The 17431-nt window shown below is 58.2% G+C and carries 8 protein-coding genes, 2 tRNA genes and 3 rRNA genes; 5 read left to right on the forward strand and 8 right to left on the reverse strand.

From position 1 onward, the window contains the following. Window positions 1-3: 3 nt before the first annotated feature. The 4 genes from xdhA to guaD are packed head-to-tail and all read left to right on the forward strand — an operon-like array spanning window position 4 to window position 6052. Window positions 4-1461 (forward strand): xanthine dehydrogenase small subunit, encoded by a 1458-nt coding sequence (xdhA, locus tag RVM26_RS06925; protein WP_287808173.1) that lies wholly within the window; start codon window positions 4-6, stop codon window positions 1459-1461. Beyond that, entirely contained in the window at window positions 1445-3868 is a 2424-nt protein-coding gene (xdhB, locus tag RVM26_RS06930) for a xanthine dehydrogenase molybdopterin binding subunit (protein WP_498941493.1), read from the forward strand. The genes xdhA and xdhB overlap by 17 nt, the downstream gene beginning before the upstream one ends. Then, window positions 3865-4734 (forward strand): xanthine dehydrogenase accessory protein XdhC, encoded by an 870-nt coding sequence (xdhC, locus tag RVM26_RS06935; RefSeq protein WP_498941494.1) that lies wholly within the window; start codon window positions 3865-3867, stop codon window positions 4732-4734. The genes xdhB and xdhC overlap by 4 nt, the downstream gene beginning before the upstream one ends. A 1-nt stretch (window position 4735) precedes the next feature. Then, window positions 4736-6052: a guanine deaminase gene (guaD, locus tag RVM26_RS06940; RefSeq protein WP_287808177.1), complete on the forward strand. Its 1317-nt coding sequence runs from the start codon at window positions 4736-4738 to the stop codon at window positions 6050-6052. 275 nt (window positions 6053-6327) lie between these two features. On the opposite strand, the gene rrf is transcribed toward guaD, so the two are convergent. The 5 genes from rrf to RVM26_RS06965 form a co-directional block, all read right to left on the reverse strand. Then, window positions 6328-6443: ribosomal RNA gene (rrf, locus tag RVM26_RS06945) — 5S ribosomal RNA — on the reverse strand. Window positions 6444-6576: 133 nt separating this feature from the next. Beyond that, window positions 6577-9469: ribosomal RNA gene (locus tag RVM26_RS06950) — 23S ribosomal RNA — on the reverse strand. A gap of 244 nt (window positions 9470-9713) precedes the next feature. Next, a tRNA-Ala gene (locus RVM26_RS06955) sits at window positions 9714-9789 on the reverse strand. 114 nt (window positions 9790-9903) lie between these two features. After that, window positions 9904-9980, reverse strand: a tRNA-Ile gene (locus RVM26_RS06960). A gap of 85 nt (window positions 9981-10065) precedes the next feature. Further along, window positions 10066-11598: ribosomal RNA gene (locus tag RVM26_RS06965) — 16S ribosomal RNA — on the reverse strand. The 16S, 23S and 5S rRNA genes sit together here with 2 tRNA genes alongside, the layout of an rRNA operon. A 405-nt stretch (window positions 11599-12003) precedes the next feature. On the opposite strand from RVM26_RS06965, the gene RVM26_RS06970 reads away from it, so the two are divergent. Next, entirely contained in the window at window positions 12004-12987 is a 984-nt protein-coding gene (locus RVM26_RS06970; RefSeq protein ID WP_498941495.1) for a cytochrome-c peroxidase, read from the forward strand. A gap of 40 nt (window positions 12988-13027) precedes the next feature. Here the strand turns inward: RVM26_RS06970 and RVM26_RS06975 are convergent, their stop codons facing one another. Genes RVM26_RS06975 through cydD form a run of 3 tightly spaced genes read right to left on the reverse strand, consistent with a single transcriptional unit; the run spans window position 13028 to window position 17431 of the window. Next, the gene (locus RVM26_RS06975) at window positions 13028-14020 is read right to left on the reverse strand and encodes an adenosine deaminase family protein (RefSeq protein WP_498941496.1); all 993 of its coding nucleotides are present in this window, start codon (window positions 14018-14020) and stop codon (window positions 13028-13030) included. A gap of 31 nt (window positions 14021-14051) precedes the next feature. Further along, window positions 14052-15758 (reverse strand): thiol reductant ABC exporter subunit CydC, encoded by a 1707-nt coding sequence (gene cydC, locus RVM26_RS06980; RefSeq protein ID WP_287805988.1) that lies wholly within the window; start codon window positions 15756-15758, stop codon window positions 14052-14054. Beyond that, window positions 15755-17431 carry a thiol reductant ABC exporter subunit CydD gene (gene cydD, locus RVM26_RS06985; protein WP_172416231.1) on the reverse strand — a complete coding sequence of 559 codons (1677 nt, stop codon included), beginning with the start codon at window positions 17429-17431 and terminating at the stop codon, window positions 15755-15757. Before cydD ends, cydC begins: the two co-directional genes overlap by 4 nt.

Consider the following 17431-nt stretch of genomic DNA (forward strand, 5'->3'; position numbering starts at 1 on the left):
GGCATGGCAACGATTGAGTTTCTGCTCAATGGCACCCGTCAACAGTGTCGAGTGCCCCCTGAGACCAGTATTCTAACGCTGTTACGCGACCATTTGGGGGCCACGGGCACAAAAGAGGGCTGCGCTTCCGGCGACTGCGGCGCTTGCACAGTCGCCTTGAAAAGCAGCGACCCCGATCAGCCACCGTTCCTGACGGTCAATGCGTGCATTACCCCGGCCCATCAACTGCACGGCCAGCATCTCGTCACTGTGGAAGGCCTCTCACAGGGTAACTCCTTGCACCCTGCGCAGCGCGCCATGATCGACTGCCACGGCAGCCAGTGCGGTTTCTGTACGCCGGGCATCGTCATGTCGCTGTTCAGTTTGCATACGCAGCAGCAGCGTCAACCGGCCCCCTTGACGCCCGAGCGCCTGGAAGCCGCGCTGGGTGGCAACCTTTGCCGCTGCACGGGCTATCGCCCGATTCGTGATGCCGCGCTGACCATGCACGCCAGCGACTGGCAGCCGCCTCAATGGTGGGATGCCACGCTTGCTGACTCTCAGGATGGCGACAACTCCACACAAGCCTTTCAGGAAGGTCCGCTATTTGCTCAGCCGAGCTCCCTGAGCGAACTGACAGCGCTGCGGCGCGATCTGCCCAATGCCAGGTTGGTCGCCGGCGCCACGGACCTATGGCTGGAAACGACCCAGCGCCTGGCCGCACTGGATCAACTGATCGATACCACTCGCGTGCCCGAGCTGAGCATGATCTCGTCAGCGACCTTTCAGGGGCAGGAAGGATGGTGGGTCGGTGCGGCGGTGACCTATTCGCGGCTTGCTCCGCTGCTGGCAACACACTTCCCCGCTTTCGCGCACCTGCTCCACCGGCTGGGCTCGGAACAAGTGCGTAACCGGGGAACTCTGGGCGGCAATATCGCCAATGCATCCCCCATTGGCGATACCCCACCCGTACTCCTGGCACTCGGCGCTCACCTCGAACTTGCCAGCCATGCGGGTACCCGCTGTTTGCCGCTGCAGGCATTCTTTATCGATTACAAAAAAACGGCCCTGGCCGCCGATGAGGTCATCACACGTATCTTCATTCCGGCGCTGGAGAAGAGTGCTTCACTCAGAGTGTGGAAGCTCTCAAAACGCCGTGAAGACGATATCTCTGCCGTTCTGGGTGCCTTTAGCTACCGCTTGGAGGACGGCAAGTTAAGCGACGTGCGCATCGCCTTCGGCGGAATGGCCGCCACGCCCCGGCGCGCTCCGGCAACGGAGGCCGCGTTGGAAGGGCAAAGGGTAGGCAAACAGGCCTTTCAAGCGGCTCGGCAAGCGCTGCAAGATGAGTTCGAGCCCATGAGTGACGTGCGAGGCAGCCAGCAGTATCGTCAGCTGGCGGCCGCCAATCTGCTGGAACGACTCTACTTGTCGCTATCATCACCAGAACAGGAGGTCATGTTGCATGCGTACGCTCACTAAACTCGACAACGACAGCCGCCGGGCTCGGCATGAGCTCGACCAGCGTATACATGGCGCGGCACCCTTGGCGCGCCATACTGTGGACAGCCGCGGACAGCGCCAAGCGGGGTCCTCCAGCTTTCATGAGAGCGCCGAAAAACATGTTACGGGGAAAGCGCTCTATATCGACGACCTCAAGACACCTGCTGATGCTTTACACGTGGCTATGGGGCTCTCACCCGTGGCCCACGGAACCTTGACGCACCTCGACCTGGAGGCCGTTCGCACCGCCCCCGGCGTGGTCGACGTGATCACATTCCACGACGTGCCTGGCCACACGGACATCGGCCCGGTCTTCCCTGGCGACCCTATCTTCGTCGAGCGCGAGATCAGCTATTCAGGGCAGTGCCTGTTCGCCGTGGCTGCCACTTCCCTGAGTGCGGCGCGTCACGCGATTCTGCTTGCCAATGTGCAGATCGACAAGCTGCCAGCACAGTTGGATGCCGTTCAAGCCGCTGCTCAACAGGAGTTCGTTCGTCCCAGCCACACCCAGCAGCGTGGTGACTGGCAGGCCACACTGGAGCAAGCCGAACACGTGCTGGAAGGCGCGCTGTTCATTGGTGGACAAGAGCACTTCTACCTGGAGGGCCAGGCCTGCGTCGTCATTCCGAGCGAAGACGAAGGCGTCATGGTGCATACTTCCAACCAGCACCCCAGTGAAACCCAAAAACTGGTCGCCGAAGTGCTGGATATTCCGTTTCATGCCGTCACGGTGGAAGTACGGCGCATGGGGGGGGGGTTTGGAGGCAAGGAAACCCAGGCATCCCCCTGGGCCTGCATTGCTGCCATCATTGCACGACGCACAGGCAAGGCCACGCGTCTTCGCCTGCCCAGACATGACGACATGCGCGCCACTGGCAAGCGCCACCCCTTTCACAACCGCTATCGGCTGGCCATCGATTCACAGGGAGTGATTCAAGGCAGCGACATTACCGTGATCGGCGACTGCGGCTACTCTCCCGATCTTTCCGATGCCATCGTCGACCGCGCCATGTTTCACGCAGACAATGCCTACTCACTGGGCAATGCCCGTGTCACCGGCCACCGAGCCCGCACCCACACTGCGTCGAACACCGCTTTTCGCGGGTTTGGCGGCCCCCAGGGCATGATGATCATTGAAGCGGCCATGGACGATATTGCCCGCCATGTCGGTGAAGACCCGCTGACCATCCGCAAGCGCAACTTTTACCGCCCCGAACGCGACATGACCCATTACGGGCAACAGGTCGACCAGAAGCAGTTGCTTCACACGCTCGTCGAGCGCCTCGAGCAACGCAGCGAGTACTGGACGCGTCGACAGCAGATACGGGATTTCAATGCCTCCAGCTCCGTCATCAAAAAAGGACTGGCACTGACACCCGTCAAGTTCGGCATCTCCTTCACCGCCCAGCACCTCAACCAGGCCGGCGCGCTGCTTCACGTCTATACCGATGGCAGCATCCTGATCAACCACGGCGGCACTGAAATGGGGCAAGGCCTGCACACCAAGATCTGCCAGGTGGTGGCTCTGGAACTGGGGCTGGACCTGGAGAGCGTGCGCATCAGCGCCACACGAACGGACAAGGTGCCGAACACTTCCCCCACGGCAGCCTCCAGCGGTGCGGATTTGAACGGCATGGCCGCTCGCGATGCTGCCATCAAACTGCGTGAGCGTCTGTTCGATTTTGCCGCCAACCACTTCGAGGGCGGGCTGGATCGTGAAGGCATGGAGCTGAGGGACGGCATGCTCATCGCAGGCATCGGCGAAAGTGAACGCCGCATTCCTTGGGGCGAGCTGGTGCAGACGGCATATCTACACCGGGTTTCGCTGTCCGAGAAAGGCTTCTACGCGACGCCACTGATTCATTACAATCGCGCAACTGGCCAGGGCCGCCCATTTTATTATTACGCCTTTGGCGCGGCCGCGGCGGAGGTCAGCGTCGACACGTTGACCGGCGAGTACCAGGTCGACCGTGTCGACATACTTCATGATGTGGGCAACTCGCTCAACCCGGCCATCGATATTGGTCAGGTAGAAGGCGGGTTCATTCAGGGCATGGGCTGGCTGACCAGTGAAGAGCTCAAATGGAACAGTGAAGGGACGCTGGTCAGCGATGGTCCAGCGACCTACAAGATTCCCACCTTCGGTGATCTGCCCAGCGTCTTCAATGTCGAACTGCTGGAAGGACACCCTAACTCCATGGCCAGCCTGTACCGCTCCAAAGCGGTGGGTGAGCCGCCCTTCATGCTGGGGATATGCGTCTGGTCAGCCTTGCGCGATGCCCTCGCCAGCCTGGATGACTACCGCAGCTCGCCGCGTCTGGATACTCCGGCCACGCCCGAGCGCGTCATGCTGGCGGCGCATGCCATTCGGAAAAGTGCCTTATGAGCCATGAAACGCCCATGACTTGGCATTCCGCCCTCGATCATTGTCAACGCCACAGTGCGCCTCATGTATTGGCCACCCAGATGACCAGTACAGGCTCCACGCCCCGTGAGCCTGGCGCACGCATGGTGATTACCGAAGACGCTGTCTTCGATACGCTGGGCGGCGGCACCTTCGAGTGGCAGACCATTCAGCAGGCTCGCTCCCTATTGAGCCAGCGCCAAGCAGGGTTCTCATTGGAATCCTTTTCGCTGGGCGGGCGTAGCGGGCAGTGCTGTGGCGGGCTGGTCAACGTCCTGCTGGAAGTATTTCTGGGCGCCACCGCGCACATTGCCCTGTTCGGCGCGGGGCATGTCGGACGCGAGATCGTCAAACTCAGCGCTCCTCTGCCTTGGCAGCTCGATTGGTATGACAGCCGCGCCGATGCTTTCCAGTCAGATGTCCCTCGAGCACGCTTGAGTTGTCATTTGCTAGGCGACGTTGGAGATACGGTGGCAGGCTTACCCCTTGGCACCCATGCTCTGGTCATGACCCACGATCATGATGAGGATTATGCCTTGATCAAGGGGTTGCTGGAGCGCGCCGATATTGCGTCCATTGGGCTGATAGGCTCCGACAGCAAGTGGGCGAGCTTCAAAGGGCGCCTTTCCCGAGCAGGTGTCGACCAGCCGATACTGCAGCGCGTGCGCTGCCCCATCGGCTCGGTCAGGAATACCAAGCTCAGCAATAAAACCCCCTACGCCATCGCGCTGAGCGTGGTGACGGAATTACTCTGGTTGACCGACCAACCCTATGCCACCGAGACCCGTGGCCTGGATAGCGCTACGCTACGCGCGCTTTTTGCCCCTACTGCAACGCACTCGAGTTGATATGACCTTGCCCACCGATACGCTTATCCGCGCTGAATTGATCAGCTTTCCCAATGACCCCGGCGATGGCAACCTGCCCCACCCTGGCAGTCTGGAACACTACGCTGACGGCCTCTTGTGGCTGAAGGGTGGGCATATCCATGCAGCGGGGCATTATGCCGACCTGGTTGATCAGTTGCCGAAAGCAGCGGAAGTGATCGACCATCGCGGCAAGCTCATCATGCCAGGATTCATCGATACTCACGTCCACTATGTCCAGTTGGACATCATGGCCTCTTATGGGCGCCAACTGCTGGATTGGCTGAATGACTACACGTTTCCAGCCGAGTGCCAGTTCGCCAATCATGATCACGCCAAGGCGTTATCGGAAGCGTTCTTGAGCGAAATGTTGCGCGCAGGTACCACCACCGCGCAAGTGTTTGGCTCGAGCCACCCAGGCTCCGTGGATGCCTTTTTTGCAGCCTGCCAAAAGCGGCAGCTGCGCATGCTGGTAGGCAAGGTACTGATGGATCGCAATGCCCCCGATGCCTTGATGGATGGCGTCTCGGGTATCTCTGACACAGAGCGGCTCATCGAGGACTGGCACGGGAAGCAGCGCCTCGGTTACAGCGTTACCCCGCGTTTTGCGCCCACCTCGACCAGAGCACAAATGGACGCGGCAGGTGCCCTGCTGCGCAATGACTCTACCCTATGGCTGCAGACCCACCTCGCCGAGAACAGCGGAGAACTGGACTGGGTGGCGGAACTGTTTCCCGGCAGTCGAGACTATTTGGCCGTTTACGAAGAAGCAGGACTCGTCGGCCCACGCAGCACCTTTGCCCACGGTATTCATTTGGACAACGGCATGCGCCAACGGTTGGCAGAGCGCGGCGCCAATATCGCCTTTTGCCCCAGCTCCAACCTGTTCCTGGGTAGCGGCCTGTTCGACCGAGACGCTGCCCGAGAGACGGGCATGGCATTTACCTATGCCAGCGACATTGGCGCAGGCACGGATCTTTCAGGCTTCGGCACCTTGAAAAGCGCCTATCAGGTAGGCCAACTGCTTGGTCAGCCACTGACCGCCTGGCAAGGATTTTATGGCCTCACCCACGGCAACGCCAAAGCCCTCTCTCTGGATAGCCACATTGGACAGTTGGCACCTTCCTACGAAGCTGACTTTGTCGTGATCGACCCTGACGCCACGTCCCTGCTGCAGCGACGTAGCCAGCACTGCACCACCCTCGGTGAACGGCTATTTGCATTGATGATGCTCGCCGATGACCGCGCTATCTATGAAACCTGGGCCGGAGGCGTATGCCAACACCGTAGAGACGCCTAGCAACCGATCTCTTGTAAAGTCACTCTCACCCAGCCGCAGGCTGGGTATTTTTTTGCTCAGGAATTTTCCCAACCAACGTTTCTCGATGCCCCTTCCCCACGACAAGTTTAACGCACAGCAAAAAGCCCCGAACACAGTGTGCTCGGGGCTTTCTACGGGATAAGTGCCTGACGATGTTCGGGCCGGCCACCCGGCGGGCGGCGCTCCGCTACTCTTCAGGGGGAGACCCCCAAAAAGCAAAACCCCGACCATAAGGCCGGGGTTTCGTAATAAGTGCCTGACGATGACCTACTCTCGCATGGGGAGACCCCACACTACCATCGGCGCTAAGCGGTTTCACTTCTGAGTTCGGCATGGGATCAGGTGGTTCACGCTCGCTATGGTCGTCAGGCGTAACAGGTAATGCATATCATGCTGAGTATTCGTTGACGTGTATTGTGATCGTCTCTTGTCAGCAAGCGCCTTGGCTCACTGCTGCGTATCCGGTTTTCGTTATCATCACGACCAGACCCCTTGGGTGTTATAGGGTCAAGCCTCACGGGCCATTAGTACACGTTAGCTCAACGCCTTGCAGCGCTTCCACACCGTGCCTATCCACCAGCTGGTCTCGCTGGGCCCTTCAGGAGGCTCTAGGCCTCAGGGATGTCTCATCTTGAAGGGGGCTTCCCGCTTAGATGCTTTCAGCGGTTATCCCGTCCGACCATAGCTACCCGGCAATGCCACTGGCGTGACAACCGGAACACCAGAGGGTCGTCCACTCCGGTCCTCTCGTACTAGGAGCAGCTCTTCTCAAACATCCAACGCCCACGGCAGATAGGGACCGAACTGTCTCACGACGTTCTAAACCCAGCTCGCGTACCACTTTAAATGGCGAACAGCCATACCCTTGGGACCGACTTCAGCCCCAGGATGTGATGAGCCGACATCGAGGTGCCAAACACCGCCGTCGATGTGAACTCTTGGGCGGTATCAGCCTGTTATCCCCGGAGTACCTTTTATCCGTTGAGCGATGGCCCTTCCATACAGAACCACCGGATCACTAGAACCTGCTTTCGCACCTGCTCGACGTGTCTGTCTCGCAGTCAAGCACCCTTATGCTCTTGCACTCATTGCACGATGTCCGACCGTGCTGAGGGTACCTTCGTGCTCCTCCGTTACGCTTTGGGAGGAGACCGCCCCAGTCAAACTACCCACCACACACTGTCCTCGATCCGGATCACGGACCTGAGTGAGAACGCCAATGATGCCAGGCTGGTATTTCAAGGTTGGCTCCCCCGAACTGGCGTCCGGGGTTCAAAGCCTCCCAGCTATCCTACACAGGCAACATCAGCGTCCAGTGTGAAGCTATAGTAAAGGTTCACGGGGTCTTTCCGTCTAGCCGCGGGTACACCGCATCTTCACGGCGATTTCAATTTCACTGAGTCTCGGGTGGAGACAGCGTGGCCATCATTACGCCATTCGTGCAGGTCGGAACTTACCCGACAAGGAATTTCGCTACCTTAGGACCGTTATAGTTACGGCCGCCGTTTACCGGGGCTTCGATCAAGAGCTTCGGACGAATCCTAACACCATCACTTAACCTTCCGGCACCGGGCAGGCGTCACACCCTATACGTCCGCTTGCGCGTTAGCAGAGTGCTGTGTTTTTACTAAACAGTTGCAGCCACCTGGTATCTTCGACCGGTTCGGGCTTGGAGAGCAAGTCTCGTCACCCTACGCCGGCGTGCCTTCTCCCGAAGTTACGGCACCATTTTGCCTAGTTCCTTCACCCGAGTTCTCTCAAGCGCCTTGGGATTCTCACCCTGACCACCTGTGTCGGTTTGGGGTACGGTCGCACATGATCTGAAGCTTAGAGGCTTTTCCTGGAAGCGTGGCATCAATGACTTCGACACCGTAGTGTCTTCGTTTCGTGTCTCGGCCTTGGAGGGTCCCGGATTTACCTGAGACCCCAGCCTACTCACTTTCACCAGGACAACCAACGCCTGGCTCACCTAGCCTTCTCCGTCCCCCCATCGCAATCATGTCCGGTACGGGAATATTGACCCGTTTCCCATCGACTACGCCTTTCGGCCTCGCCTTAGGGGCCGACTCACTCTGCTCCGATTAGCGTCGAACAGAAACCCTTGGTCTTCCGGCGAGGGAGTTTTTCACTCCCTTTATCGTTACTCATGTCAGCATTCGCACTCGTGATACCTCCAGCATGCTTCTCAACACACCTTCATCGGCTTACACGACGCTCCTCTACCGCTCATCCGTAAGGATGAACCCGTAGCTTCGGTACCTGGTTTAGCCCCGTTACATCTTCCGCGCAGGCCGACTCGACTAGTGAGCTATTACGCTTTCTTTAAAGGATGGCTGCTTCTAAGCCAACCTCCTAGCTGTCTGAGCCTTCCCACATCGTTTCCCACTTAACCAGGATTTGGGGACCTTAGCTGACGGTCTGGGTTGTTTCCCTTTTCACGACGGACGTTAGCACCCGCCGTGTGTCTCCCACGCTGGCACTCACCGGTATTCGGAGTTTGCCTCGGGTTGGTAAGTCGGGATGACCCCCTAGCCGAAACAGTGCTCTACCCCCGGCGGTGATACGTGAGGCGCTACCTAAATAGCTTTCGAGGAGAACCAGCTATCTCCGAGCTTGATTAGCCTTTCACTCCGATCCACAAGTCATCCAAATCTTTTTCAACAGATCCTGGTTCGGGCCTCCAGTTGATGTTACTCAACCTTCACCCTGCTCATGGATAGATCGCTCGGTTTCGGGTCTATATCCAGCGACTGTGTCGCCCAGTTAAGACTCGGTTTCCCTACGGCTCCCCTATACGGTTAACCTCGCCACTGAATATAAGTCGCTGACCCATTATACAAAAGGTACGCAGTCACCCAACAAGTGGGCTCCTACTGCTTGTACGCACACGGTTTCAGGATCTATTTCACTCCCCTCTCCGGGGTTCTTTTCGCCTTTCCCTCACGGTACTGGTTCACTATCGGTCAGCCAGGAGTATTTAGCCTTGGAGGATGGTCCCCCCGTCTTCAGTCAAGGTTTCTCGTGCCCCGACCTACTCGATTTCACGTGATCAGATTTTCGACTACGGGGCTATCACCCGCTATGGCCAGACTTCCCAGTCTGTTCGTCTAATCTTTCACACGCTTAAGGGCTGGTCCCCGTTCGCTCGCCGCTACTGGGGGAATCTCGGTTGATTTCTTTTCCTCAGGGTACTTAGATGTTTCAGTTCCCCTGGTTCGCCTCTTACGCCTATGTATTCAGCGCAAGATACTCATCTTGTGATGAGTGGGTTTCCCCATTCAGAGATGTCCGGGTCACAGGTCGTTTGCCACCTCACCGAACCTTATCGCAGGCTACCACGTCTTTCATCGCCTCTGGCTGCCTAGGCATCCACCGTGTGCGCTTCATTGCTTGACCCTATAACCCGAAGGGGTCTGGGGTTCGCAATGATAACGATTGCCGGATACGCTTGAGACGTATCACAATACAATTTACGTAGAAACGCGTTCAACGCGTTTCTGTCAGCATGATATACATTGTTAAAGAGCGACTGTTCTATGAACAGTGATAAGACAACGCAGTGCGTTCTGGCTTATCAATGGTCACAAAACCAACAAACGGCACGAGAAGCACAGGAGGTATCACCTGGTACGACGCGATATGGTGGAGCCAAGCGGGATCGAACCGCTGACCTCCTGCGTGCAAGGCAGGCGCTCTCCCAGCTGAGCTATGGCCCCATCGTGTTATGCAAGACCAACCTCTTGTTATAAATTCCTCGCAGACACGTCAATGAACCGCACATTGCAGCAAGCTGCAGGGGGCGATGTCGTCGTTTCGGCGTAACAGGAATTTGGTGGGTCTGGGCAGATTTGAACTGCCGACCTCACCCTTATCAGGGGTGCGCTCTAACCAACTGAGCTACAGACCCAAGAGGGGTCGTGCGAAAACCGTTTGCTCTATCATCTGATCAGGTAATTCATTGTGAGCGCTTGCCGCGAGGGGAAGACATCGTTTAAGGAGGTGATCCAGCCGCAGGTTCCCCTACGGCTACCTTGTTACGACTTCACCCCAGTCATGAACCACACCGTGGTGATCGCCCTCTTGCGTTAGGCTAACCACTTCTGGTGCAGTCCACTCCCATGGTGTGACGGGCGGTGTGTACAAGGCCCGGGAACGTATTCACCGTGGCATTCTGATCCACGATTACTAGCGATTCCGACTTCACGGAGTCGAGTTGCAGACTCCGATCCGGACTGAGATCGGCTTTTCGGGATTGGCTCACTCTCGCGAGTTGGCAACCCTTTGTACCGACCATTGTAGCACGTGTGTAGCCCTACTCGTAAGGGCCATGATGACTTGACGTCGTCCCCACCTTCCTCCGGTTTGTCACCGGCAGTCTCCTTAGAGTTCCCGCCATTACGCGCTGGCAAATAAGGACAAGGGTTGCGCTCGTTACGGGACTTAACCCAACATTTCACAACACGAGCTGACGACAGCCATGCAGCACCTGTCTCTGCGTTCCCGAAGGCACTAAGGTATCTCTACCGAATTCGCAGGATGTCAAGAGTAGGTAAGGTTCTTCGCGTTGCATCGAATTAAACCACATGCTCCACCGCTTGTGCGGGCCCCCGTCAATTCATTTGAGTTTTAACCTTGCGGCCGTACTCCCCAGGCGGTCGACTTATCGCGTTAACTTCGCCACAAAGTGCGCTAGGCACCCAACGGCTGGTCGACATCGTTTACGGCGTGGACTACCAGGGTATCTAATCCTGTTTGCTACCCACGCTTTCGCACCTCAGTGTCAGTGTCAGTCCAGAAGGCCGCCTTCGCCACTGGTATTCCTCCCGATCTCTACGCATTTCACCGCTACACCGGGAATTCTACCTTCCTCTCCTGCACTCTAGCTTGACAGTTCCGGATGCCGTTCCCAGGTTGAGCCCGGGGCTTTCACAACCGGCTTATCAAGCCACCTACGCGCGCTTTACGCCCAGTAATTCCGATTAACGCTCGCACCCTCCGTATTACCGCGGCTGCTGGCACGGAGTTAGCCGGTGCTTCTTCTGTGAGTGATGTCTTTCCTGATGGGTATTAACCACCAGGCGTTCTTCCTCACTGAAAGTGCTTTACAACCCGAGGGCCTTCTTCACACACGCGGCATGGCTGGATCAGGGTTCCCCCCATTGTCCAATATTCCCCACTGCTGCCTCCCGTAGGAGTTCGGGCCGTGTCTCAGTCCCGATGTGGCTGATCATCCTCTCAGACCAGCTACGGATCGTCGCCTTGGTGAGCCGTTACCTCACCAACCAGCTAATCCGACATAGGCTCATCCGATAGCGGGAGCCGGAGCCCCCTTTCTCCCGTAGGACGTATGCGGTATTAGCCTGGGTTTCCCCAGGTTATCCCCCACTATCGGGCAGATTCCTATGCATTACTCACCCGTCCGCCGCTCGTCAGCGGGTAGCAAGCTACCCCTGTTACCGCTCGACTTGCATGTGTTAGGCCTGCCGCCAGCGTTCAATCTGAGCCATGATCAAACTCTTCAGTTTAAGATCAATGCGATCCTTACTCGCTGCCCGAAGGCAACAAAAGCGGATCAAACTTGGCTCAAGGTTCAAACGAATTCACTGCGATACTCCGAAGAGTATCTTGGTGTTCGCTTGCCTTGATATTGGGTGATGATTCACCCTCATCGGCAAGCGCCCACATGAATTACCTGATCAAATTGTTAAAGAGCCATCTGTCGGCGTTGCCGTTCGATGTGGGGCGTATTCTACCCAATTCTTTTTGATCGTCAAGCTTTTTTCTCATTCACCGTTCAAGCACCTGCGGGTCACCAATGGCCGGAAAGTTGACCTGAGGCAAGCCCTGCCCTTCCCCGCTTTTTTAGACTTGTTGAAGCACCGCTGAAAAGAACGGTGCACACCAGACCGGTCAAACAGGAGGGGGAAACCATGACAACATCACGTATTGCCATCGGACTTGCGAGTGTCGCGCTATTAGGCACGACTTCACTGTGGGCAGACGACGAACTCGGTAGCTACCGCGACAGGTTCGAACCGCTGCCCCACTTACCACCTTTACCTGCCCACAATTCACAGACCGATGAAAAGGTGATGCTGGGCAACATGCTGTTTTTCGAGCCCAGGATCTCCGCCAGCGGTGTCATCAGCTGTGCCACTTGCCATAACCCGGCGCTCGGCTGGTCAGATCGCATTCCTAGAGCCGTGGGCCATAACGGTCAGGTTGGCGAACGCAACACACCCACCGTGCTCAACAGTGGTTTCCTGGGATCGCAATTCTGGGATGGACGGGAGCCGGATTTGGAGGGTCAAGCACTGGGCCCCATCGAAGCCGATGTCGAGATGGCCATGCAGTTGGAACACGCCCTGGACAGGTTGACAGAGTTCGAGCTCTACCAAGAGCGCTTCACGGAAGCGTACCCCGACCAGGATGACCCTATCAATGCCGAGAACCTGGCCAAGGCACTGGCCGCCTTCCAGAGAACGCTCAACACGCCCAACGCACCTTTCGATCGTTATTTGCGGGGTGATATGGACGCCATCAGCGATCAGGCAAAAGAGGGCATGGTAGCTTTTGTTGATAATGGCTGCATTGCCTGCCATCGCGGCGCCAACTTTACCGATAGCCAGTTCCACGCCATTCAGGTGCCGGGGTCGACAGATTTGGGTCGCTACGTGGTGACCGGCGAAGAAAGAGACAAGTACCGCTTCCGCACCCCCACCTTGCGTAATGTCGGCGTCACTTACCCGTACATGAACAATGGTGCCACCGAAACGCTCGAAGAAGCCGTGGCCATCATGGGCCAGGAAATGCTGGGACGTGAGTTTGACGAACCCACCATTGATAACATCACGGCATTTCTGCACTCCCTGACAGGTGAAATGCCCGATTTCGAGGTGCCCACTCTACCCTGATGCACTATGCCGCCGCCCATAGGGGCGGCGGCAGGCTGTATCAGGCTGCCTCCAGGCGCTTCAGCAGTTCGGCGCGCCGCGCGTCGCTGACGAAGGCTTCTTCCATGGCATTGCGATTCAGCCATTTGAAGGTATCTTCTCCCCAGCCAAAGGCATCGGCACAGGCGATATGATTTTCGAGCAGCCCACCACCAAAATAGGCAGGATCGTCAGAGCTGATGGTGACCTTCAGACCCGCTTCCAACAACGCCGGTAGCGGATGCTGATCCAATTGATCGACCACTTTCAGGCTGACATTGGAGAGCGGGCACACGGTCAGTACCGTCTGGGACTCCTTGAGACGCTGCACGACGTCTTCGCTTTCGAGACAGCGCACGCCGTGGTCGATGCGCTGAACGTCCAACAGGTCCAGGGCTTGCGTAATGTAAGCGGCAGGCCCCTCCTCGCCCGCATGGGCCACACGCACCAGCCCAAGCTCCTTGGCGCGCGCAAACAGGGCCTGAAACTTCTCGGGCGGGTTGTCACGCTCGGCGCTGTCCAGGCCAATGGCATCCAGTATTTTCCAGTAGGGTGCCGCCTGCTCGAGAACGTGCAGTGCCTCGTCGGCTGGACGATCTCTCAGGAAGGCCATGATCATGCCCACTGAAAGGTCCAGCTGGCTCTCGGCCTCCTGTTTGGCCCTGAGCAGTCCCGCCATGACCACCTCCAGAGGCACTCCACGCTGCAGATGCGCCTGGGGGTCGAAGTGCATATCGATATGCAGCACGCCTTCCGAACGGGCACGCTTGAAATAATCCATGGCCAGGTCATAGAAGTCCCGTTCACTGCGCAAGACGTTCATGCCCTGGTAATAAAGATTCAGAAACCCTTGCAGGTCTTTGAAATCGTAAGCTGCCTTGGCCTCTTCGACCGTGGCATAGGGGAGTTCGATGCCGTTGCGTTCCGCCAGTTGGAACATCAGTTCCGGCTCGAGAGAACCTTCGATATGCAAGTGAAGCTCAGCCTTGGGAAGGTGCCGTAAAAAGTCGTTCATGGTCGCCGCCTACTTGCCGATTCGGTGAATATCAAAATGAAGTATCGTGAATTAACTTACCACCATCAAGCCGCCATTGATGAGCCAAACCCGGCACCAGAGCCGCATCATCCACTTGATGAACAAAGAAAATCGCCGTACGGCCTACCAACCAGGCGTCCAGCGAGGCCGCCACGTGCCGGGCGGTTGCCGCATCCACTCCCGCGAAGGGCTCATCCAGCAATACCACCGAGGGCGAGCGTAAGAACAGCCTCGCCAACGCCACTCTGCGCGCCTGCCCGCCTGAAAGCTGCTGCCCTCTTTCTCCCACCTGAGTCGCCAACTGACGAGGCTGGCGTTTCGCCCAGTCCGAGAGAGCGACCTGGGCAAGCACCTGCCAAAGCTCTTCGTCTGTCGCGTCAGGCTTGGCGATCCTCAGGTTATCGGCCAGCGATCCATCGAACAGGTCTATTTGCTGGGGCAGATACCCCATATGTGCTGCGCTACTTTCGAGGGTAATGACAGAGGGTGCATGCTCGGCCACCCACACATCCCCTTCAGTGGGAGAGATACGGCCCATGATCAAATTGGCCAGCGTCGATTTGCCCGAACCCGAAATACCCATGATGGCACCACGTTGACCGGCAGGCAGCGTCAGAGAAACCTGACATATCGCCCAGCTCGCCGCATCAGGATAACGGAACATGACCTCACGCAGTTGCAGGGCATGGCCACCCTCGTCATCCGGAAGCGAGCCCACCCGCGTTTGCCCTTGTGTCGCCTGCAGGGCATTCAGCCGCTGAGCCGCCCCGTGGCTGGTGCCAAACCGCACAAAAGCGGCAGGCAGGCTGGCCAACACTTCATTGATACCAAACACGGCAATCACGGCCATGACCATGATGGGGCCCACCACGCGCTGTTCAGCCAGTGCCAGACTCCCCAACCAGAGCACACCAATGATCAACAGCCCCGTTACCGCCATCAGTAGCGCATTTCCCAGCGCGGCCTTCACGGCCAACTGACGCTGGTTATCCAGCGCTTGCTGTTCGTGAGATCGTATTTTTCTGTGATACCAGTCACTGGTTCGGTAGCTCATCAGCTCAGCGGACGCCTGCACCTGATCCAACACCAGCCGCCGAAGCTCCTCCTGATCATCCACTTGCCGATGGCTGTTGGTGAAACCCAGCCTGGCAAAGCCCAGGGTGATGACCAGCCACAGCAGCGTCAATACACAGGCCACGACGGCTCCCACCAGCGGCAACCAAATAGCGATGAAACCTGCAACGATCCAGACACTCAACAAGGCCACTACTGGTGGCACCAGCAGGCGTAGATACAGGCTATCCAGGGCATCGATATCCGACGTCAGGCGACTCAACCACTCACCGACTCGCCGACGCCGCAGCGATGCGTCATCCAGGCGCGTCAAGTCACCAAAGACGCGATAGCGTAAATCCGCCAGCAGCGTCAGCACGGTATTGTGGTTGTAGAGCCGCTCGGTATATCGAGCGACAGTGCGCAGCAAGGCAAAAAAACGAATGCCGCCGCCGGGCACATAAATATCCAGCGATGACGGCAACCCGGCAGCCAATGCAATGCCCGCCAGGGCACACGCCGCAATGAACCAGCCGGACAAACCCAGCAGCGCAAGGCCCGCCATCAACGTTACCCATACCAGCAGTGCACCCACGAGGAAGCGCTGCCTGCGCCTTAACATGAGCGCCAGCCATGGGCTCAGGTCATTGTGCAGAAACTTCATGGCGCCACCTCGTGAAGCTGGCCGTCTCGACACACCCAGTGGCGAGTGGCAACGGCCATCACCGCAGGGTGATGTGTTGCCATGACCAACGTTCGCCCTTCCGCCGACCAGGCCAGCAGTGCGTCGATCACGCTCTTTTCCGTCGCCGAATCAAGGCTAGCGGTGGGCTCATCCAACAACACCAGCGGTGCCTGGCTGAGAAATACTCTAGCCAGGGTCAAGCGCTGCGCCTGACCCCCCGACAAGCCGACCCCGCGCTCCCCTACCACCGTCTCCAGGCCATGGGGCAAGGCAGCCAACAATTCACCCAGGCCTGCGTTTTCCAGGGCCTCCTGCATAGCAGCCGGTGTCGCATCAGGCGCCGCCAGGCGCAGATTATCGGCCAACGAGCCTTGAATGATGCAGGGTGATTGATCCAGCCACGCCACTTGCTCGCCCTGGCGGACTCTGCAAGCGCCACGCAGAGGCGCCATAAAACCGGCCATCAGCGCCAGCAAGGAAGATTTGCCACTGCCTGACTCTCCGGTAATGACCACCACATCTGCCTGACGTATCGTGGCCGAGACGCCCGTCAAGACCGCCGAGTGCCGACCATAGCCCACCTCGACATCCACCAATTCAATCGATGCATCTGGTTCGACGGGGGCGTCAAACCGGGTCGGCACCACGTCAGGCTCATCGAGGATGGTCACGATACTCTCTGCCGCCCCCAGCGCCGCAGCACGGTCGTGATAATGCTGCGAGAGGGTTCGCAAGGGCTGGAAGAACTCCGGAGCCAGTAGCAACACCGCCAGACCACTGAACAGGGTCAGCGAGGGGGAAGGACCGTAATCGATATAGCCCAACAGACCAAGCCCCACGTACATGGCGACGACGGCGATGGCCACCGAGGCAAAAAATTCCAATACCGCTGACGAGAGAAATGCCAGCCTGAGAGTGCGCATGCTCAGGCGGCGATACTGGTCGGTGGCATACCAGACGTCCTGCTGGGCAGCACGCGTATGACCAAATAGCTGCAACGTCGTCATGCCGCGTACGCGGTCGACGAAATGCGCCGAGAGCCTGGCAACGGAAGCAAACTGCTCCTTGTTGAGACGCTCTGCCCCCATGCCGACCAGCGCCATGAACAGCGGAATCAATGGCGCAGAGAGCAGCAAGAAGATGGCCACCAGATAATCGAGCCAGCCCACCACGACGGCAATCAGCAGTGGCAGCAAAAGCACGATGCGCATTTGCGGGAGGAAGCGCGCGAAATAGCCATCGAGGGCTTCGATGTGCTCGACCGACTGGGTCGCCAGGGCCCCGCTCTGCTGCCGCGTCATCCAGACCGGGCCTAGCGCGGCGACCTTGTTCAAGACCTGCTCCCGAGCGTACTGACGAATGCGCAAGCTGGCAGTTGCACTGAACGACTCTTGCAGGGCAAGAAACAGTGAGCGCAACGCCACGGCGACCACCAGGCCGAGCAGCACGGGCACCAGCGTGACAGGTGAGCGGCCATGAACGACCAGTTGCTCGATCGACCACGCCAACCCGACCACCAGCAAGATCGTCTGAGCGCCGGACAGCACGCCGAAGCACGCCGCCAGCGCCAGCCGAGCACGCTCACGACGAGCCAGCGTGCTCAGCCAACGGCGCGGCGTCAACGAATTCGACTGGGCCGCTGGAGGGGCCAT

Source organism: Halomonas sp. KM072 (assembly GCF_050710315.1).
Taxonomy (GTDB): Bacteria; Pseudomonadota; Gammaproteobacteria; order Pseudomonadales; family Halomonadaceae; genus Vreelandella; species Vreelandella hamiltonii.